At 54.4% G+C, this 19,919-nt stretch carries 14 protein-coding genes and 1 pseudogene; 6 read left to right on the top strand and 9 right to left on the bottom strand.

Going from position 1 to position 19,919, the window contains the following annotated elements; genetic code table 11:
• Positions 1-36 precede the first annotated feature (36 nt).
• The 8 genes from ACZ5FP_RS18485 to leuA form a co-directional block, all read right to left on the bottom strand.
• A complete protein-coding gene (locus ACZ5FP_RS18485) occupies positions 37-1,791 on the bottom strand; it encodes an alkaline phosphatase (protein ID WP_464663448.1) in 1,755 nt (584 codons plus the stop codon).
• Between the two features lie 906 nt (positions 1,792-2,697).
• On the bottom strand, positions 2,698-3,858 hold the full coding sequence (locus ACZ5FP_RS18480; protein WP_464663446.1) for a hypothetical protein: 1,161 nt from the start codon (positions 3,856-3,858) through the stop codon (positions 2,698-2,700).
• A 127-nt stretch (positions 3,859-3,985) separates the two neighbouring features.
• Positions 3,986-4,417 (bottom strand): hypothetical protein, encoded by a 432-nt coding sequence (locus ACZ5FP_RS18475; RefSeq protein WP_464663444.1) that lies wholly within the window; start codon positions 4,415-4,417, stop codon positions 3,986-3,988.
• A gap of 147 nt (positions 4,418-4,564) precedes the next feature.
• Positions 4,565-5,302, bottom strand: coding sequence for a hypothetical protein (locus ACZ5FP_RS18470; RefSeq protein WP_464663443.1), 738 nt, complete (start codon positions 5,300-5,302; stop codon positions 4,565-4,567).
• Entirely contained in the window at positions 5,289-6,413 is a 1,125-nt protein-coding gene (locus ACZ5FP_RS18465) for a hypothetical protein (RefSeq protein WP_464663441.1), read from the bottom strand. Before ACZ5FP_RS18465 ends, ACZ5FP_RS18470 begins: the two co-directional genes overlap by 14 nt.
• Positions 6,403-9,252 (bottom strand): sensor histidine kinase, encoded by a 2,850-nt coding sequence (locus tag ACZ5FP_RS18460; RefSeq protein WP_464663439.1) that lies wholly within the window; start codon positions 9,250-9,252, stop codon positions 6,403-6,405. Before ACZ5FP_RS18460 ends, ACZ5FP_RS18465 begins: the two co-directional genes overlap by 11 nt.
• Before the next feature lie 190 nt (positions 9,253-9,442).
• On the bottom strand, positions 9,443-9,637 hold the full coding sequence (locus tag ACZ5FP_RS18455) for a hypothetical protein (protein WP_464663438.1): 195 nt from the start codon (positions 9,635-9,637) through the stop codon (positions 9,443-9,445).
• Between the two features lie 354 nt (positions 9,638-9,991).
• Positions 9,992-11,662: a 2-isopropylmalate synthase gene (gene leuA, locus ACZ5FP_RS18450; protein WP_464663437.1), complete on the bottom strand. Its 1,671-nt coding sequence runs from the start codon at positions 11,660-11,662 to the stop codon at positions 9,992-9,994.
• 293 nt (positions 11,663-11,955) lie between these two features.
• On the opposite strand from leuA, the gene ACZ5FP_RS18445 reads away from it, so the two are divergent.
• A complete protein-coding gene (locus ACZ5FP_RS18445; protein WP_464663436.1) occupies positions 11,956-12,723 on the top strand; it encodes an AraC family transcriptional regulator in 768 nt (255 codons plus the stop codon).
• Between the two features lie 47 nt (positions 12,724-12,770).
• Here ACZ5FP_RS18445 and ACZ5FP_RS18440 read toward each other — a convergent pair.
• Positions 12,771-13,058, bottom strand: a pseudogene (locus ACZ5FP_RS18440) (ISKra4 family transposase); the annotation flags it as partial.
• Positions 13,059-13,465: 407 nt separating this feature from the next.
• Between ACZ5FP_RS18440 and ACZ5FP_RS18435 the strand changes: the two are divergent.
• The 5 genes from ACZ5FP_RS18435 to ACZ5FP_RS18415 all read left to right on the top strand — a co-directional run bounded on the left by ACZ5FP_RS18435 (position 13,466) and on the right by ACZ5FP_RS18415 (position 19,681).
• Positions 13,466-13,933: an N-acetyltransferase family protein gene (locus tag ACZ5FP_RS18435; RefSeq protein WP_464663434.1), complete on the top strand. Its 468-nt coding sequence runs from the start codon at positions 13,466-13,468 to the stop codon at positions 13,931-13,933.
• Between the two features lie 24 nt (positions 13,934-13,957).
• Complete coding sequence (locus tag ACZ5FP_RS18430) at positions 13,958-14,719, top strand: alpha/beta hydrolase (protein ID WP_464663433.1); 762 nt, start codon at positions 13,958-13,960, stop codon at positions 14,717-14,719.
• 256 nt (positions 14,720-14,975) lie between these two features.
• Positions 14,976-16,067 carry a hypothetical protein gene (locus ACZ5FP_RS18425; protein ID WP_464663431.1) on the top strand — a complete coding sequence of 364 codons (1,092 nt, stop codon included), beginning with the start codon at positions 14,976-14,978 and terminating at the stop codon, positions 16,065-16,067.
• A gap of 451 nt (positions 16,068-16,518) precedes the next feature.
• Positions 16,519-18,276 (top strand): ATP-dependent nuclease, encoded by a 1,758-nt coding sequence (locus tag ACZ5FP_RS18420; protein ID WP_464663430.1) that lies wholly within the window; start codon positions 16,519-16,521, stop codon positions 18,274-18,276.
• A complete protein-coding gene (locus ACZ5FP_RS18415; protein ID WP_464663428.1) occupies positions 18,263-19,681 on the top strand; it encodes a UvrD-helicase domain-containing protein in 1,419 nt (472 codons plus the stop codon). Before ACZ5FP_RS18420 ends, ACZ5FP_RS18415 begins: the two co-directional genes overlap by 14 nt.
• Positions 19,682-19,919 lie beyond the last annotated feature (238 nt).

Raw genomic sequence — 19,919 nt, 5'->3', positions numbered from 1 at the left:
TTTCGGCCGCCTGCCCTGTTCGTCAGCCGGACAGATTTACATCTTTGACGCGCCGAGTGCGAAAGCGTCGGCGAGGACACGATAGACGTCGCTCTGTTCCATGTAACCACGGAAGCCTTCCGCACCCGGGCCAACGGCCTGCAGCACGACATCGTCCACCGCATGAACGCCACTATCCTCATCGCGCGGGATGTTGCCCTGGACGAAGACGGCGCCCGGCACGTCCTTGTAAGCTTCGTTGGCGACGTATTCCTTCTTCTCGTTCTGGATCGCCGGAACGAAAGGACCATCGAGCTTCGGACGGAAGGTCTCGTAGTGGTCAGGACCGTTGTTGGCCGCGATGAACAGACGGCGGGAAACATCGATTCGGTCCGGATAGCCATCGCCGTCCTTGTCTTCGTAGTTCGGGAAGCCTGCGGCGGCATAGGTGCCGACCTTGTCGCGCATTTCCGTGCCCGGCTTATCATCATCGACAGTGCCGATGATCGAGACGCCGTGCGTATGGTCACCAGTGACGACGATCAGCGTATCCGGATTTTTCGCCTGGAATTCGCGTGCAGCCGCGATGGCCTTGTCGAATTCGATCGTATCGATCAAAGCGCGATCCCAATCGAGGGGATGGCTCATCTTGTCGATGGACGCAGCCTCCACCATCAGGAAGAAGCCATCCGGATTCTTCGACAGCCTGTCGAGCGCCACCTTGGTCATATCAACCAGGCCCGGCTGGTTGGGAAACTTATCGACGGTACCCTTTTTGAGGAATTCGCGATCGAGCGTGACGTCGAGGTTGCCTGTGTGGAAGAGGCCGAGCAGCTTGCCCTGGTTCGAGCCAGCCGCGGCGGCCAGTTCATTCTTGTCGGTGGCGAGGGCGTAACCGGCCTCCTTGAAGAGCGCGATATAGTCCTTGTCGTCCTTGCGCTTCGAACCGGGCACGTCCTTGGCCAGGAAATAGGCCGAGCCGCCGCCGAGCAGCACGTCCGGCTTGACGTTGTACATCATGCCGACGATGTCGGCCTTGTCGGCGCGCTTGCGCGTATGGGAAACGAGCGCGGCAGGTGTCGCGTCCTGCACTTCGGATGTCGTCACGATGCCGAGCGACTTCTTGCCGGTGCGGCGCAGAGCCTCACCGATCGTTTCGACCTTGGGGTCGTCCTGGCTGGCCGGCGTGCGGTCAGCATAGACGCCGAGTGCGTTTACCGCGGACTTGTGGCCGGTCATATAGGCCGACATGGTGTTGGCGCTGTCGGTAGCGATCGCCGAGGTCGAGGAGGTGCCGATGAAGGCGACGGGCGGAATGTCATCCATGGCAAGGCGGCCATTGGCCTTCCCCTCGGTCATGCCCTTGGACATGAGGCGGGCGCCGGTGCGGTGCGCAACGGAAAGACCGTCACCCAGCAGGAAGATGATGTTCTTGGCTTTGGGCGTGTCGGACGTTGTGTATACATCCCAGCCGACCGATTTCTTCTCGTCGCCAGCCGATACCTCGACCTTGTACTGGCCGGGCTTCGCAAGCTTGATGTCGCGCAGGATGAGCGCGGATCCGAGCACCTTGTCTTCAGCGCCCTTCTCCTCGGCAACGAATTGGGCGGCCTTGCCGAAAACAGCGTCGTAGCTCTCGCCGTTGATCGTGACTTTCACGTCTTCCGGCTTCACGACCTTGCTGAATTCAACCTTGAAATCGAATGGCGAGCCTGCAAGGACCGTGGCCCGGTCCAGCGGATAGATCGTTGTCGCATGGGCCGCCCCGGACAAGAGTGCCGCCGACGCCACCACAAGGAAAAGTTTACGCATTTCATACCCCCAACTTGGTTAGCTTCCCCTCTCCTTTATAAATCCCGGATGACAGCCAGATGAAATCGCGCCAGTTTTTACAACCCGTAAGTTCACAGGATGCAATGATCGCAGCAGCTTTATTGCAGAACTTGCGGTGGGGCGTTGTCATGTCTGAAGTCCACGACCCCGCATCTTTGCGCAGCGCCTTGAGACTCTGAAAAGTCTCAAGGCGCTGCGCGTTCATCTGCCACCAACGGGTAAATGGCCAAACCGATTCAGGCTGAATTCAATCGTTCAAACGGCCGATTCAATGATTAGGGGTGGAGGAGAAACTTGTAGAGGGATCCGCGAAACCCGCTGATCAGAGGCCAGCTGCATAAAATCGCCAGTGATCGGAAAACGATCGTTTGCATGTGCCGCTAAGGACCAGTAGATCTTCCTTTGAAAACGCCGATAACAGGCGAGTTTAGGACATTTTTGATTGTAGCGTGAATGTCTACAATCCGGGGTTCTAAGCCCGAAACCGCGGAATTTCTAAATGATTGCGGAAACAATAAGTTAGAGAATAAAAGACGCAGCAATCCGCCTCAAAACCCTTGGGGCTGAGACCGACCAAAGCGGGTCATTTGCGGAAGAGTGCGGAATCCTACGCCAACGAGAAAGCCGCGCTAATCCAAGGCATTAGCGCAAAGTTTTGCTCAAACCACGCTTTGACGAACGTCTGGAAACTTTGCAATACGAAGTAAAATGCTGCACGATTAGCTGCATCAAAATCTAAAACGTTCAGCTAGCATGTAAGATCACGCCGTTATCAAATCTAAACGCAGGATTCCGCACTCTCCCGCAAATGGCTCCATGCGGGTTAGATGGGAGAGGCGGGATTGGGCGAGCGATATTCGCGCACATCAAGCCGGCTCGCCATCATCAAAGGAAGCCATATGTGCCGAGCAGAGGACGGATGGTTTCTGAGGTTATTTCATAAACTTGCCTTGAAACGAGCGCGCCGTCAGGATGCGCTTGGATGTGCTCACCGCTTTCAACCTCGTAATAATTGAGAGCGACTTCTGCGGGCCATGGGAATTTTGGGTCAAACGGCACCTCTGCATACGGATTGAAATAGACCTGAAGCCCATCCAGATGGGTTTCACGATGAAACGACGAATGTTGGATAAGCAAATCTGCACCGCCGATCTGGTGGCCGCTTTCTCGTCGTTGCGTGAGGAGGTAGTTCAACGAGGCGAGCTGAAACCGGTGCGTCCCGACCTGCCAGAGCTTCGAACCGGGCTCAATCTTGTCCTTATCAATCAGCCTGTAGCGCGTTGCCCGGACGAGCCTATCAATTTTACTTTCAACGACGGCCTTTCCGAAGGTCCCGACCGTAGAGAAGAAAACGGCGCTGATCTCTTTGAACGAATCGTTCGTGAAAATTCCCATCTCAACCGACGCACCCGAGGCTTTCTGGAGAAAGGTTATCCTGCCTTGTTTCCCTAGGTCTAACTCTTCGAGAACCGGCGGTGCCATGCCAAAAAGGACCATGTTGATGAGTTCGTTGTTTTGAGTGAGCGAGAGGTCGCTGTCGAAAGGAGCGATAGCGATGACAAATGGTCGACCACGCACATGGCTCATCGAAGAATACGGATGCTTCTTTCCATTGCTTCCGCGGAAAAGATCAAGCTTGTCCCTCATCTTTCCAGCAAGTTTCAGCGCACCACGCGTCTTGAAATCCTGCTCGCTAAAGATCTTCCACTGCTTTGCTGTCGGGGGCTGATCAGAGACGACAGCCTCTATGTTGAACTCGTAATTTCCGGGTCCTTTGATGAAGAAATCCGGTGCCGACTTCGAAAAGTCGACCCTGCATCCCAAGTCGATGAGCGCTCTGTTGAGATACAGCTCCCACATCGAGGAATTGAACGTCGATTGGAATTCGTTGATGAATTTTCCGCTCTCACCCCTTCGACCCAGCAGGCCTGTCGCCCAGTTTTGAATGACAGGCTTGACCTTAGCATAGTCAGGGTGGGCGGTGATGAGACGAAAGTGATCGTGAAGTTTTGCTTCAGGGATGCGGGGATCAAACAGGTCCAACATTCAAAAACCGTTCGTGAGTTTTCATTCGTGCAGCCAGCTGGTTATGCAGCAACAGATTTACCGAGATGAGCTTATCAATATGGCCTGTGGTCTAGGCGGCGCAAAAACAGTCTTGCAGTGACCAGATTTATTTGAAGCCTGAATGTCGCGTCTTCTTCTTCGGACAGCCCATCCTGACGAGAGTCGCTGGTGCCTTTGAGGCTCGTCTCCCCCACACGTCGTCTTCTTCGGCTGGTTCAATGATCTCAAAGCCGTCGAACTTCAGACCTGCTTTCAGCTTTTGCCAAGACGTCTTCTCTTTGGCAGTCGACCAGTTTGCGAGCGCTTTTTCGATCATGGCCCGCTCCAAGCTGACTTGGCCGAATTCCGTGTAGACCGCCGGGCCACCTTCGATTGCAGCCTTGGAAAGGCTGACGACCTTGGCTGATTTGCTGCCACCTCCGCCCCGATCCTCAATTCCCCATTGCACTTCGAGAACGTCAATCTCGCTATGAGAATAGCTATCTGAAACAACTTCAGCAGCAGCTACCACTGTCATCCGATTGAATTCGCCCATCATTCTTTGGCCCCCAGTCTCGCTCAAGATGCAAGTTCGTCGAACTTGCGTACAACGCCGTTTGAAGATCAGTTTCGGTGAGTAGTTCACGGCCGCATCTAGTTCCCTATGAACCGACCCCGATTAGTCGTGCCTGCGGCAAACGCTTAGCTAACCGATCACAAACGGACATAGAAATCCTGAGACGATAGATCGTGGTTTTGCCCAGCTGCCAGCCACGCCGTCGAAGTATGGCTTCCAGAACCTTTCGAACTGCGGAACGATCAAATTCGCGTATTGTGTATCCTCTCGGAGCGATTTCCAAATTTCGCCTGCATAATTTGCCAGTACAAAATCGACCGCTAGGATGCCGTCCATTGGTGGATGCATGAGGCGGGGTGGGTCAAGTAAAAGAGTTTGGCCGAGCTGATCGGCGACTTTTGTCATACGGGCTCCCCCGAACTGAAAATGGTATAGAGGGTGGATGTCTTCCGTGACGTGGGGGCTGTCTTTCTTTGTATCAATGATGTGACGGTCAAAGTGCCATGCAGCCTTCAATTCGGCACCGGCCGGCCCCTGAGCATACTTTTCCACATTTATCTCGAGCTTCGCGAACTGATCATCGGGCTCGCCTTCGAAGCGGCCGATCATCGATATATTCAACTCGATCCGGAAGCCGGTTGTTTTGGCCGGAACGGTGCCCTTAGGTGAGATGAGCTGGAACGTCAGGTTGGTGATATCGTAGCCCCAAGCCTTGTCGCCATGGGCCGACGCTAACGAGCATTGTTCTGCCGCGGCGTTCAGAGGACCTACATCTGAACACACCCGTTTTCGGCTTAAGATCGTTGCGAGGGCTCTCAGCGCTGTTGCGGATTTTTTCCGCTGGTCAGAAAAGTTATTTTTTGTCATTGCGAAGGCTGACCATGAGTTCGTCTATCCGCGCCCGCTCGAAGGGATGGATCTCATATCCGTGCGATTTGTGCATTCGCTCCAAGATCGCATTCAGAGACCCGTAAATGCCGTCCTGCCATTCGCGGCGATCTACCGACAACTGGACGGCGTCAGTGGGAGATATTGGTACGTGAAGCAGTTTGCACACATACCAATACCGGCGGTCGTATCCTGCAACTAGAGGCTCTGCGGCTTTCAGCTGAGGTAATCTGAGAGCCTTCTTCAATATTTGGACCCTTTCTTCAGCCTCAAGGCGCTGCAGCGCGGCTTTGGGATGAATTTTGTTCCATGCCGAATTCAGTTTGAACATCCACCAACGCGACCACGCCTGGGAGAACACTCCAGTATAGGCCGCCGGCGTGCAGAACTTTGCTTTTAGTTTGTCCCAGTCTGGCGATTTTTCGATGTCGACGCCCAGTCGGGCAGCGAGCAGTCGCTCGTCTATTAGCGGCCCGCTGCCAAGAATCAAATTCTGCAAGACAGAGCGTGCAAATACATGCGCTGGATAGGACCGATTTTCGGCAATGTCGCCGGCAATGCGCGCATCCAGGATGTCAAAGGCGTCAGGAAGGTCAATGATGCGACTGTAGATGCCCTTCACTGTTTTGGATTTGAGGCTATTAATCGTTTTATAGCCATTGGCTAACGCGATCATCTCCCGTGCGACTAGAGCCTTATTGTCTGTAATTGACGCCTTGTAATACTGGCGATCAAACAGGTCATGGCTGGTTTCATCCTTATCGTAAGAGACCTTGAAATTGTCGTCTACCGACCACAGCACAATCGGAAACGACGAAATCTCAGACTCTGTCATTCTGGTTCTGAGTTCCTGTGCAAGCGACAGGGCACGATAGTTCACGCGCGCCCCGTCTTCGTTTGCGGCGCGGTCTAGACGCAGGTCGAGAAGCAGGCCGTCTAGCTTCAGCTTGCTGATTTGGCGAATTTCTTCGTCGAATTGCACCGGCGCGCGGACATCGATTTTAAGATCTGCGCTCGCCTGCTCAAGCAACTGAACAATCGGTTTTACCTTGGTCGCCTCGTCGTCAATGCAGACGTAGTCAATAGGCATTATCTGGCAGCTCCTCATCTGTTGCTTCAGGCATCGTCACGCGAAAACAGGTGGAGAAACCGGTTCGCGGTTTATGGAGCACCACATCGCCGTTTGCCGATTCGACGATATCCTTCACTATCTTGAGGCCCATCCCCATTCCGGCAAATGTTCCGTCCTCCTCCGAGGCGCCGCTGGCCGATGTCGTTGTGAAAAATGCATCGAAAATCCGGGCTGCACTCGCCTTCGGAATGCCGTCACCGTTGTCCATAAAATCGAGGTAAACCTTGTCACCCAAGCGACCGCATTCGATGCGGATATGTCCTTTTGTACCTGCCCTACGGATGGCCTTAATCGAATTCGTGAATAGATTTATCAGTATTGATGCCCATTCAGATCTATGCATGGGACGAACGAACAATCCAAATCCATCAAAATGCTTTTCCAGGATAAGCTCGTTGCGGTTAAGCTTTGGTGAGACAACTTGGATGAATGCATTGACGACATCTCGTATCTCTAACGCACCTACCTCTCGACTGACGTTGTCACGAACTGTGGCGTCGAAATACGTCAGATAGCCCTCAAAGTCAGCGATCTGATCAAGAAGGTAGTCAGCCTGTGGTGCGCCCTCCGACTTGGCTTCCAGGCGAGATGCCAGCAGCGCGGCAGATGCTCGCACAGCCTCCAGGGATAGTCGGATCTCATGCGTAAATTCACCAATTGTTAGTCCTAGGCTCGCAAGCACCCGCATCATGCCCAGTTCTTCTAGAAGGGCCTCTCCTGTGTTGCCGATTTCCAATACCGACTCCCGCACAGAGTCCACGACGTGCGATAGGGCCGCAGCATACTGCGGGTCGTCGCTGGCACTCTTCTGCAACGCCGCAAGGCGCCCGAGAATGTCGTCGGCCTGCCCCTTAGGGCTGCGCCTCTTCTGGCGCGTGTCAGTGGTCGTGAGTCTTCTATCGCGAGCTTCGGCGATCGGGAGGATAGCGGTCTTTAGGACCGCAGACACAAAATCTTTCAGCTCAAGAAACGATTCATTCTCGAGGAGGCCCTCACGACTAGACGTTTCTTCGAAGTGAGCGCCATCGACGTCGTTGATTTCGACGAAGCCAAGGAAGTTTCGGTTGCTGTGCGGCGGGAGCACTTTTCGAAGCAGATTTGACGCATTTAGTTTCAACCAGTCATCGAAGCGCTCTCCATATGGAAGCACGCGGAACCCGTTGCGATAGAGACGAATGCCTCCGCTGCTCTGCAATTTTTCGGCGACTTTCGAGCGGAACGAATGCTGCGTTTCCTTGTCGATGTAGTAATAAGCTTTGAAGCGGACTGCCCGAAGATGGGGATAAGACTCCGATGGATGGTCGCGCCGCGGTCCGATCGGCGTCGATCCGCTCTCTATGTTGAAGCGTTCCGAGCGGATGCTCCAGCTGGCAAATCCGCTGTCATCAACCTGACCCTCAATTTCTGCCAGAGCGTGCTTGAAATAGAGTGACCAGTCGTCGGCTACAATCTCCAGGTCACCATCACGTTCCCGCGCAAAGGACGCCTTAAAACCGGGGTCCTCGTTTGACCCTGACGCAGTTGCAGAAAGCGGAAACGGTTGGATAAGCTCCGCAATGTGGCGGTGCGAACGTTCGATTTGAGCATCCGACCAACTGTCCCGAAGGTCCAAAATTGTCAGTCGCGTGCCGTGCGAGAACGGCTTCTTGATCCGGGTAATGGTGCTTGGGACGGATGTCAGGTTGAGTTCCGCTTCGAACTCATCCCAGTTGATCTCCAACCTTAGTCCATAATGCAAATGAGACGTCGTTGTTTCCAAAACGAGACGGCGGCCGAGACGCTGGGCGGCAAAGCGTCCGATCCCCTTTCGGCCAGCCTTCTGCCTTTTGTAGAGTTCCGAGCGGGGTGCGACAACCTTGTTTGGCGTGGACAATCGCATGAAGCCGGCTTCGAGCTGCGCGACATCCATTCCAGAGCCATTGTCGAAAATTTCAAGCGAAGTTTGCTGACCACTTCCAGTGTTGAAAATCAAATCTACGTTCGTGGCGTCAGCGTCATAGCCATTCTTGACCAATTCCGCAACGGCAGTCTCTTGCTTGGCAACCAGCTCCAATCCTAAACGCGAGATGTGGCTGGCATCAACGGAAAAATAGAGGGTTCCCTGTCCACGCTTCAGCAGCATCCCGTCGGCGGCGCCGACGGTCTCTATCAAAGTCTGGGCATGCTCATACCCATGCCGTGTCAGTCCAAATCTCGGTACGCCAACCTCTTCTGAAGGTGCTGCAGCTATTAAGTTCTCTGCCAGCCATTCGGTGGTAGCTCTGTCGATCCACCCGGGCTCGGGGAATAAGTCTAGGTGATCAGCCACGACAAAAAGATTGTACGAGATGGGCGTCGTCGGGTCGCCGCTTCGGCCATCCTCGGTGATATGGTCCTGGGCCATTCCAGCGAGTTCGAAGAGGAAAACGTCCCGGAATTCATCATAATCCAGCTTGAACCCAGCTGGCTTGTAGTACTTTTCTTTAAGGAGTTCTCCGATCCGGGTGATGCCGCTGTTCAGGTAGACCCAGTTGCCATCGTCCTCCTCGTCGTCAGGAGCGCCGTCGTGAGATGCAATAGCCTCGATGCGGTTTTGCAACGCATAGCCGACGTCGTCGATCCACTCGGTTTCATACGCCAGGCCAAGATTGTCGGCCACTCGCTTATAATTCACCATCCCGTCGACATGGGCAGGCTTGCCGCCGTTCATAAGCGGATCGCTCAACCCCACCATGCCAATGATGACAAGGTCGTAAAACTCATCGAATGAAAGTTTCTGGCCTCGAAAATCCTTTTGGGGCAACATTATCAACGACATTTCTCCCCCAAATGGCTAACCGCTCCCTTGCAATCGAAGTGGTACGACATGATTGTATTCACGGATTTCTCGATATCTGCTTGGGGTTGTACGCGTCCTCCGACGCATCTAGCAACATTTTCCGCTCGGTGGTGGCGGATAATTACAAGGCTAGACGGTGATACAACCCCAAATATCATTTCAGTCCCGCTTAGAAAAATCGATCTTGTTCAATACTTAACGGGTGGATTACCGAATCAGCAACCAATAAGGTTCTCTCGACGTCCATCGCTTTTCCAGCAGCGTATTTGCCCGCACTCCAAGTATTGTGAACAAGCCAATCTTCAGCAAGAAAGAATTCGCCGCCGAGCACTTCGGCTCCCTCCGTCACAAGACGCCGTTTCATGGCATCTTCATCGATGATCGCCACCCGTGCGTTAGAATAAGGTGCAGCACCGGGAATTGGTTGAGGGTATCTCACAACCCATTTGAATTGCCCAGCAGGGTAGGCGCTTTGAATCTGATCTCGACGGGCCGATGGGCTTCTGAAAAACCCCACCTTTACGGAGACCATAACGTTTTGTGGGGCAGACCGCATTATGCTTCATTTCGTCGATCTCTTGCTTAACCTAAATCGACCTGACTCAAGCCCGTTTTCCAGGCTGCCCCACTATTCCTCATGGTCTCCTATAAGCCATGCTTTCTCGCAGCCATGTGACGAGCAGAACCAGCGACCCAAGGCGAGAGCGAAGGGTCTGCATCAGCCGTTGCAGGCAGCGCTCAGTACCGCCTTGATCGAAGCCGTAGCGACGTCATCATCGATGCCGACTCCGAAAATCTTGCGGCCGTCACAGGCGCGGCATTCCAGATAGGCAACGGCCTGGGAATACACGCCGCGTTTCAACGCGTGTTCGTGATAGTCGGCAACCTCCAACAAAAGGCCGAAGCTTTCTTCCAGGGCCGCGACAGCGCTGGAAATCAGTCCATTGCCACGACCGGAAATCGAGACTTCGCGACCTTTGTGACGGATGCGCCCGGCGAAGATACGTTGGCCACCGGCATTGCACGAAATTCCATCCTGATAGCTGACCAGCTCGAATTCCTGCGGGCCGGTCAGATGATAGGCCTGTTCGAAGATCGACCAGATCATCCCCGCAGTGATTTCCTTGCCGGTGCCGTCGGCGAATTCCTGCACACGCTGGCTAAGATCGATCTGCAATTCGCGCGGTAGTTTCAGGCCCCTGTCCTGCTCGATTACCCAGGCGACGCCGCCCTTGCCGGACTGGCTGTTGACGCGGATCACGGCCTCGTAGGTTTCACCGATATCTGCCGGATCAACCGGCAAATAGGGCATTTCCCAAATGCCGTCATTGCGCTGCCCATGAGCGGTGAAACCCTTCTTGATCGCGTCCTGATGCGAGCCGGAAAATGCGGTGTGCACCAGTTCCCCAGCATAGGGATGACGGGGATGCACGGGCAGTCCATTGCAATGTTCAACGGTCTTCACGACCTCACGGATCGCCGGAAAATAAAGTTTCGGATCGATCCCCTGCGTGTAGAAGTTCAATGCGAGCGTCACCAGATCGACATTGCCAGTCCGCTCGCCATTGCCGAACAAGCAGCCTTCGATACGATCGGCTCCCGCAAGCAATGCTTGCTCGGCCGCCGCCACCGCCGTTCCACGGTCATTATGTGGATGGACGCTGATAACCACGGCGTCGCGACGCGAGATATTGCGGCAAAACCATTCGATCTGGTCTGCATACACGTTGGGCGTCGCCACTTCGACTGTCGCTGGCAGGTTAAGGATCGCCGGGCGTTCGGGTGTCGGTTGCCAGACATCGAGTACCTGCTCACAGATTTCCAGCGCAAATTCCGGCTCGGTGAAACAGAAGGTTTCCGGCGAATATTCAAAGATCCAGTCCGTGTCAGGCCGCTTCAGGCTTTCCTCCAGCATTGCGGTGACGCCGGTAACGGCCAGATCAACGATCTGGTGTCGTTCCATTCCAAAGACGACGCGGCGAAACAGAGGAGCCGTTGCGTTATAGAGATGGACAATCGCTCGCCGCGTGCCCTCGAGCGATTCAAAGGTGCGGCCGATCAGGTCCTTACGTGATTGGGTCAGCACCTGGATCGTCACATCGACGGGAATGCGGTCTTCCTCGATGAGTGCGCGCACGAAGTCGAACTCAGTCTGGGAAGCCGATGGGAAAGCGACTTCAATTTCCTTGAAGCCGATGGCAAGCAGCATGTCGTAGAAGCGCAACTTGCGCTCCACATCCATCGGATCGGCGAGTGCCTGATTGCCGTCGCGCAGGTCCGTCGACAGCCAGCGGGGCGCTTTCGTGAGCCGGTTGGACGGCCATTTGCGATCATGCAATTCGATAGAGGAAACAAATGGGCGATATTTGATTTCAGGATTGGTCAACATGGGGTGATCCGTTGCGATGTGGTGTAAGAAAGAATTCGACACAGCTGACTACGGTCGCCGGGCAGCCGTCAGCCCCGACGACCGCCAGTAAGTCGCAGCGCAACGGAAAGCGCCGGGCAGGAAAGCGGATGTGGTGCGCCCGTGCACGCAACGACCACACCAAATGCTGCGGAAAGCGGCATATCGGTTGGGTCAATGATGCGGATAAGGACAGACACCTGGCTAGAACTTCCTGCTGTTGGATAGTTCTACCTTAGTCACTCCAAACCTGATATTCTCTCGCAGGGAGCTCAATGATCGTCGCAAAAGGATCAATATTGAAGAACGGCATAAGCATTACCGACGAGATCGCCGTAATTGCCCATGACAGCCATCGCTTTTCGGGACCAAAACATTGTCACGAAGAGGCTCAGCTTCTCTATGCGGTGAGTGGAGTTGTATCCATAACAACGGATAATGGAACCTGGATCGTACCGCCAAGCCGGGCGGTTTGGTTGCCGCCCAAGCTGGAGCATGAAACATCCAGCCACCGGGGCGTTCAGTTCCGTTCGCTCCTGATCGATACGAGCGGAATCCACGGCCTTCCCGACGAATGCATGGTCGTGGAGATCACACCACTCCTGCGAGAGCTCATCCTCAAGCTAGCCAGCCTCGCCGAAAGGCCAAGCGGACTGGACAGGACAGATGCCGTGCTCCGGCTATTCCTTATGGAATTGTCATTCCAGCAAGCCCAGCCACTTAACTTGCCGACACCTGAGCACCCTGAACTCGCGCAGTTGTGTACGCAAATCCGCGAGGATTTAGCGGTAGCCATTTCCGTCGAGAACGCAGCCGCCCTGCTCCATATGAGCAGGGCGACCTTTATGCGGCTGTTCAAGCGTGAAACCGGCATGAGCTTCGGTCATTGGCGACAGCAGGCGCGGATACTCGATGCATTGACACTGCTGGCCGAAGGCCGAAGCATCCTCGATGTGTCACTCGAATGTGGCTACAACAGCCCGAGCGCTTTTTCTGCCATGTTTCGCCGATCTCTCGGACGGGCCCCAAGCTCCTATTTTTGAGCCGAAATCCATATTTGGGAGGAGACCATGAGGAATTGTGGGGCAGTTCAGGCTGTTAGCCGCTTTTCGTTCCAATCGTAATTGTCGTTTGCCATGCCGGGGTACCATTCCTCAAATGTCGATCTGAGCGAACCGTCTAGGGTTTTTGTTCTGGTTTGCAGCAGAAGATGCGCACCACGCTTGGTCCATTGCATCTGTTGTTTCTTCGCGAAACGCTTGCTGATGACCGCGTTCACAGTCGCCTCGATGAAGGCAGACGATATCCGCTCGCCGGCACGAAAGCGTTCCCCATAATTGATCAGGCTGCTTTTGTTGGCAGCAATATAGACCCGAAAGTTGTTGAATATCGCATGAATTTGACCCACTTTTTCATCTTGAAGGGATCCGCTCACATCGCAAAAAGATGTTTTCAGTCAACACTCTGGATGAGATTAGGTGGCACAAGGCGAAATGGAAAAGTGGCGCAAATCCTGCCGAAACTCAACAGACAACACATCATACTGTCCATCATATTGATTATCCCCTTGTCGCGAAGCGGTGCGTCTTCGGCAAAGCGACCAGGGATATTTTGTGAGCGTCGCAATATCCTGAAATCACTAAATGATGTTTTGCTGCTGGCTCATGCCGATTGTGAAGGTTGTTCTATCGATGAGTACGCGCAAATATCAGCAGCCATACAGACCCGAGCACCTAAGATGATATCTACCCAATTCGAGCCCTCACAAACCCGCAGAGATTTCAAATGAAAATTCGAACGGCCGGTAGCGAAGATATCCCACAATTGCTGCAACTCTATCGTCAGCTCAATCCAGATGACATAGATACCACAGTGGATGACGCCCAGAAAAATTGGGAGTTGCTGCAGCGTTACCCTGGGAGCAATGTTTTCATAGGCTGCGTGGACGATAATATCGTCACAAGTTGCACGCTTGTCGTCATTCCGAATCTGACACGCGGCGGCGCTTCCTATGCACTCATTGAAAACGTTGTGACCAGTACTGCCCATCGCAAGAAGGGATATGGGAAAGCAATTCTCAATAAGGCCATTGACGCTTCATGGCGTGCCAATTGCTACAAGGTCATGTTGCTCACTGGTTCAACACTGCCGGCCACCCTGAATTTCTATCTCGACGCAGGTTTCGAACAAACCAAGACAGGTTTCCAGATCCGGCGGATCCCCGCACGTCTTGAGGCAAACAGTGGGCCGTAGAGCCAGCTCCTGGAAGGGGACAAGATGCGATTATTGAGCCGAACTTTGAAGCTATTCAGTGTCTCTCTGGTACTGGCGATCACCGCAGGGTGCTTTGACGACGGATCACAGGCCCAAATTGTAACCCGATATTCTGTTTCAGATGGTAAAACGGTTTTGATTGACGGGGTCGCCAATATTCTGATGCGCGTTGAAAATCCGCAAGGCAGCCTTCTTCTTCTAGCCGGTGGAAGCCAACGCCTGAATGTAGGCGCGAATGGCACTTTCACGGATCAGGCTTTCAGTCCGATTATTCGAAATAGGGACGCGTTCGCGGCTAAGGGCTTCAATGTCCTGCTTGTCGATAAAGCGACCAGTCTCAGCACAGCGGTCGAATACATGGCTGGCTTAAAGCGCCCGGTGACCATCGTTGCCATAAGCAATGCAACCAGGCGGACGGCGAAGGCACTGGCTGAAGGAGCAAAACCGGATAAAGTGGTTCTCGCATCTGGTGAGCTAACCGCCCTTTCTGGACCGCTAGAGGGCGTGGCTGATATTCTTGGCAAGCCCGGACTATTGCCTCCAACATTGGTGATCCATCACCGCAATGATAGCTGTCCTTATACGAACCCGGCTGGCGTGACTGCGTTTCAATCCTGGGCGGGAGATCACGTGCAAGAGGTTGTGTGGTTCGAAGGAGGCACTGGAACAGCGAGTGGCTGCGCGTCCATGGGGCATCATGGCTTCGGCGGGCAAGATGCTGAACTGATCTCGCATGTGGCCGGCTTTGCCGCTGCCAAGAGATAGTTCCAGGATTGGCCCAACCCGTTGCACGTCTTAAATGGACAGCCCTACTGAGCCCGGTTCTCGTGGACGCAACGGCCGTGACGCGATGTCGGTATCGCCTTTCGCCGGCACCCCTAGGCGGCATGATGGACTTAGCTGTAACTAGATTCTATCAGCGTTTGGGTAACAATTTTGAAGCTTAAGCTGCGGTCAGAGATGTTGCGCAACTGCAGAGCTTTGTGAAGAAGAATCGTTAGTGATAGGCAAGTGCTGATAAATGAAAGACCTTGGCAGAATGACGAGAAAGATGCAGACGCGTGGTGAATCAATAGTCCACGACGCAGAGACGGTTCTCGACCGCACGAAAGCCTTGGGCCAAGAGACATTTTCACGTTCAGACTTGGCAGAACTGATCGAGCCATTCACGTCCCGGATGGAATTCTTTCTGAAAACTGTAGTGTTTCCAACCGCCAGTCGGCGGACGAAATTATATCAGTTGATCGAAAATCTCGGCGACCTCGGTGCGCAGCCGTCAACTGTTACCGCTCTCCATCTCCTTCGAGAGCTCTACAACGACTCCAAGCATGATCCTGACAAGGAACTGAAATGGCGCAGATCCGTCGACACGCTTTCGGGCGCCGTTGATGCTCTGAAAGAGCTTGCTGCGCTCAGGCTCGCGACGGTAGACGCCGCGTTCGAACCAGATCTCAGCTCGGTAGTCTATGTCGGCTTCTGGGACCATTATACTGGCGGCGAAACGGAGGTTGGGCTTTTTTTGCCTAGCGATCACTGGCTCGGGACGTCACCGACGATCAGCACATTTCATCTGCCTATGTCGTCTTGGGAGAAAGTGAAGCCATTGCTTGCCGGTCATCCCCGTTATGCACGCGGCGAACAGGCCTTGGGGCATAGCCTGTGGAAATCATTTTCAGACGAAGGTGATTTTCTGGATGCGGGTGTCTGGGAGGGGGATGTCCGTGAGTTGCTGGTTCTTTTATCTTCCTTCAATGACGAGTCGCTGGAGAAGGCGGTCATCCCATCAATCGCGCGTCGTAATAATTTGCTTTCCGTTGGCATTGCTCTCGTGTCTGCAGCGGTAGATGTTGCCCGCGGTGATTCCAACCATGTCGGCCAAGTATGGAGAAAGCGGGTGTCGGATAGAGCAAAGTCTGAATACGCCGCCGAGGGGGAAACGCCGTACGCCCAGACGGTTCTCGATAGGATCATTGAGCTTCTTGAAAGCGTTCCGGCTGAAGAGCGCGTTTCTATGGCAGGTCCGGCCTTTCGACGGGCAAAAACCGAACAAACGGCTCAAAATGGAGTTCCGTTGCTCTTGGACGGTACGACATTCATTTGGCTGATCGACTGAAACGCGGAGATTTTGCGGCTAGATTAAATATGCTGAAGCACATCGATTGCAAGAACTTCTGGGACGCTCAGGTCTCGATGAAGAATTCTCGCTTCGCTTTCAAAGCAGGCGCTCTCGGCAGCAATCGAAAAATGACTTTGACGGGGTCGGAAGCCGCCAAGCAGGAATGCGCCCCTTGTCGGTCATAGCCGTAGTCCGGCCTTTGCTGAAGCAGACATTGTACTGATGACAGCGTGAAGGCATATGCGCAGTAGACAGCGGATCCCAACTCGACCGCGATAAACGTTCGATTTTGGTCAGAAATGGCGAGTTCCTGATCTATTCTTAGATCATCGCCGGCGCAGCCATCGGGCATAGCCGGCTGAACAGATGAGAAGCATCAAAACTCTTGCGGCAATTTGGTTTGACCTCGCTAAAACCTCAACTTAACCTGTAGGTGAGGGGGAGAAATATGCGCGTGGGCTATGTAGAAATTGAGAATTTCCGAGGGATAAAGCAACTAAGGTGGGCGCCTGCAGGCGGAGTCAACTGTCTGATCGGTCCAGGAGATTCGTGTAAGACTACCATTTTGGATGCTGTCGAACTGGCGCTTTCACCGCGCCATACGCTGAGCTTCGACGATCTGGATTTCTTTGGAGGCGATTTCAACTACGCCGCCAAAATCATCGTGACTTTAACCGACCTTCCGGATGAATTCATATCAGATGCTGCGTATGCTCCGTATCTGAGGGGCATCTCCGACGACGGAAAGGTTATCGACGAACCTCCCTTACCCGAGAATGGCCAACCCGCCCTATCAATCATGCTCAGCATTGACGAGGCGCTCGAGGGAACGTGGACGCTTTGGAATGAGCGTGTTGCTGCTGGCGAAATGAAGGAGCGTTCGTTGACTTACGCGCATAGAGCGAGCGTCGCCCCGGCCCGATTGGGTGTCTATGCCGACCGGCATCTAAGTTGGGGCCGAAATTCCACCCTGTCTCGTATGAGCGAGGGTGCCGCAGGTACGCAAGACATCCTTGCGCGCGCCGGCCGCCTTGCTCGTAGTCACTTCAAGGCAGAAGCCGCTGAACTCTTCAAGAGCAGCCTCGAGAGCGTTACACTGGCCGCCAAGAAAATGGGTCTGGCGCTGCCCAGCACGATCGCTGCAGGCCTGGACGTGCAGAACCTGGCCATCACCAATGGCAGCATCGCCATTCACGACGGGGAAATTCCCCTCCGGGCGTTGGGTATGGGGTCATCAAGGCTGCTCGTCGCGGCCCTGCAGGATCATTCTAAGGCATCCTCATGCCTGACGATCATCGACGAAGCGGAGCACGGGCTCGAGCCTCATCGCATTGTACGCTTGCTCAAGCATCTGAAATCAACCGATCGCTTAAGTCCGCAGGTTTTCATCACGTCTCACTCTCCCATTGTGATCCGCGAGCTAAGTGTTCATGACCTTCACGTTGTGCGCCGAGCCGAGGACGGTAAGGTAACGGTTCGGCGTGCTGACAAAAAATATAGCAAGCGGGATCCGCAGGCTCCCCCTCGTTCGATGCCTGAAGCATACTTGGCGCCGACAGTGCTGATATGCGAGGGGAAAACCGAGGTGGGCTTACTGAGAGGACTGGATGATTTTTGGGTCGCGCAGCATCTGGATAACCTCGCTCTGAAGGGCATTGCGCTGGCCGACGGAGGAGGCGTTGACAATGCCCCTGCGTTGGCGGGACAATTCTGCGGGCTAGGCTACAAGGTGGGCTTGCTTTTGGATTATGATCAGGATCCGGCGGACACCGAGATTCTGGACAAGCTGGAGAAGGCTGGTGTCACCGTGTTTCGCTGGGACACGGGTTGCTCCACGGAAGATGTCCTGTTTCGCCAACTGCCCCTGGCCGCTGTCGAGATGCTCTTTGATTATACGCTCACCTTCCTCGAACCGACAGCTATCCTCAACGCGGTCAACAAGTCCCGGCAGCCTGCTGATCACTTCAATTCCACCGATCAGGTCAGGACCCACCTGAATGACGCGACCGTTCTCGACGCCTTAGCCGTACGGGCGAAGGGAAAGAAGAAAAAGGACAGCGAGGACCTGCAAGGAGCCTGGTATAAGGACATCGTGAAGGCAGAGCATATAGCGCAAAAGATCCTCGGCCCTCATCTGCAGGAAGCACACAAGGGATTGCAGGAAATGGTGAGCGCTCTTCGGAGCTGGATCGATGGCCATTCCTGACAATATCCACAAGGCCCTGCAAGAGAAAGTCAATGGCTCGGTGGTGGCACCCGCCGGCTACGGCAAGACGGAAACCATCGCCGACATCGTCGCGGGAACGTCGGGCCGCTGTTTGTTGCTTACCCATACCCTCGCCGGTGTTGACGCGCTTCGAAAGCGTCTCCGGGAAAAAGGCGTGAGATCCCACCGCTATCAGCTGGAAACCATTGCCGCCTGGTCTTTGAGGTACGCTGCCGCCTATCCGGTGACTTCAGGTTTCCCCCGCTTGGCAACGCCGCGGGGGCACCAATGGTCTACGGTCTACACGGCCGCGCGGCAGCTGCTTGGCGGTCGATCGGTCGACCGGGTCATCCAGGCTTCATATGGTCTGGTTCTCGTCGACGAATACCAAGACTGCAGCGTTGATCAACACAAGATCGTGCGCCTGTTGTCTAGGCTCGTTCCCACCCTTATTTTTGGAGATCCGCTGCAGAGCATATTCGATTTTGGTGGCGAACCCACCGTAGGCTGGCAGGACGACGTCCTGCCAGCCTTTCCGGAAATCGAGGAGTTGGACACGCCTTGGCGCTGGATAAACAAAAAGAATGATCCACTTGCGGATTGGCTTCGTACTGTGCGCACCGACCTCTTGGCAGGCAGGGCGATCGACTTGCGCAAGGCGCCGGCCTGTGTCCGGGTTCACCATCTGGACGAACCAGGGCGGCTGCGGTCCCTAGAGACAAAGGCCTGCAACCATAGCAACCTGTCAGACGCCAACCGGCTCGCCATTATCGGCTCCAAAAGCAGCGAACGGGTGCGCGCAGCATTGGCAAAACGGGTTCAGGCTCAAAACGTCGAGACGATCGAATGTAAGGATCTGCAGACGGCCTGCTCAAAAATTGAGGCAACGGCCGGTATGGATCGGTTAACGTTTGTGATGGGGTTGCTCCAGCGGTCGATTGTCAGGGTGAACCTGACACCCTTCCTGCGCCGGATAAGTGAAATCCATGGCGGCAAGCAGATCCGCAAGCCCCTTACGTCAGCCGAAGCCGCAGCCTTGGCGATCGTGACGAATGACAAGTTGGACCCAGTCATCGCCCTGCTCGACGAATTCCGGAAAGGGAGGCGTACGTTCCGCGGTGAACTCATCTTTGCTCTCCGTGAAAGTCTTCAGCTGCGCTGCTTGTCTGGAAGTCCGTCACTGCTGGAATGCGGCTGGCATGTGCAAGAACGCCGGCGCCATGCCGGCCGACGTCACGGCTATAAGATCGTCACCAGCACCCTCCTCGCGAAGGGCTTGGAGTATGAGAATTCGGTGGTTTTTTTGACGGATCTCACCACGAAGGAAGATATCTATGTCGCTTTGACTCGAGCGTCGCGCCGGATCGACATTGTAACCGCCACCCTCGATCTCTCAGCCACATGATCGCGACGACTTTCTGACAAAGCACTTGTTAAAAGCCGTGATGAATCTTGTTGCAAGAAGCCGGCCGCTGTCGGCTCCATCGCGGTCATTCGATTTCATTGGTTCAGTGATCGTTATGGCCACAATGACGAGCGGATGGTCCACCTGCTTTCTTGGCTCAACCAGTTCTAGAGATCAGATCGGACCAATGGATGGAGGCTCATTGCGGCCGCAAAATTTGCCCCATTTACCCCAATTC

This window comes from Phyllobacterium sp. T2-21, assembly GCF_055378485.1.
Note: the sequence above shows the minus strand (reverse complement) of the source record. Positions and strands in the feature narration are given on the sequence as shown.

What these genes read in the sequence shown, in the direction of transcription:
- ACZ5FP_RS18485 (WP_464663448.1), bottom strand. Translation starts at nt 1,791, where the DNA reads ATGCGTAAACTTTTCCTTGTGGTGGCGTCGGCGGCACTCTTGTCCGGG.
- ACZ5FP_RS18465 (WP_464663441.1), bottom strand. Translation starts at nt 6,413, where the DNA reads ATGCCTATTGACTACGTCTGCATTGACGACGAGGCGACCAAGGTAAAA.
- ACZ5FP_RS18480 (WP_464663446.1), bottom strand. Translation starts at nt 3,858, where the DNA reads ATGTTGGACCTGTTTGATCCCCGCATCCCTGAAGCAAAACTTCACGAT.
- ACZ5FP_RS18435 (WP_464663434.1), top strand. Translation starts at nt 13,466, where the DNA reads ATGAAAATTCGAACGGCCGGTAGCGAAGATATCCCACAATTGCTGCAA.
- ACZ5FP_RS18455 (WP_464663438.1), bottom strand. Translation starts at nt 9,637, where the DNA reads ATGAAACGGCGTCTTGTGACGGAGGGAGCCGAAGTGCTCGGCGGCGAA.
- ACZ5FP_RS18420 (WP_464663430.1), top strand. Translation starts at nt 16,519, where the DNA reads ATGCGCGTGGGCTATGTAGAAATTGAGAATTTCCGAGGGATAAAGCAA.
- ACZ5FP_RS18470 (WP_464663443.1), bottom strand. Translation starts at nt 5,302, where the DNA reads ATGACAAAAAATAACTTTTCTGACCAGCGGAAAAAATCCGCAACAGCG.
- ACZ5FP_RS18475 (WP_464663444.1), bottom strand. Translation starts at nt 4,417, where the DNA reads ATGATGGGCGAATTCAATCGGATGACAGTGGTAGCTGCTGCTGAAGTT.
- ACZ5FP_RS18415 (WP_464663428.1), top strand. Translation starts at nt 18,263, where the DNA reads ATGGCCATTCCTGACAATATCCACAAGGCCCTGCAAGAGAAAGTCAAT.
- ACZ5FP_RS18445 (WP_464663436.1), top strand. Translation starts at nt 11,956, where the DNA reads ATGATCGTCGCAAAAGGATCAATATTGAAGAACGGCATAAGCATTACC.
- ACZ5FP_RS18430 (WP_464663433.1), top strand. Translation starts at nt 13,958, where the DNA reads ATGCGATTATTGAGCCGAACTTTGAAGCTATTCAGTGTCTCTCTGGTA.
- ACZ5FP_RS18425 (WP_464663431.1), top strand. Translation starts at nt 14,976, where the DNA reads ATGAAAGACCTTGGCAGAATGACGAGAAAGATGCAGACGCGTGGTGAA.
- leuA (WP_464663437.1), bottom strand. Translation starts at nt 11,662, where the DNA reads ATGTTGACCAATCCTGAAATCAAATATCGCCCATTTGTTTCCTCTATC.
- ACZ5FP_RS18460 (WP_464663439.1), bottom strand. Translation starts at nt 9,252, where the DNA reads ATGTCGTTGATAATGTTGCCCCAAAAGGATTTTCGAGGCCAGAAACTT.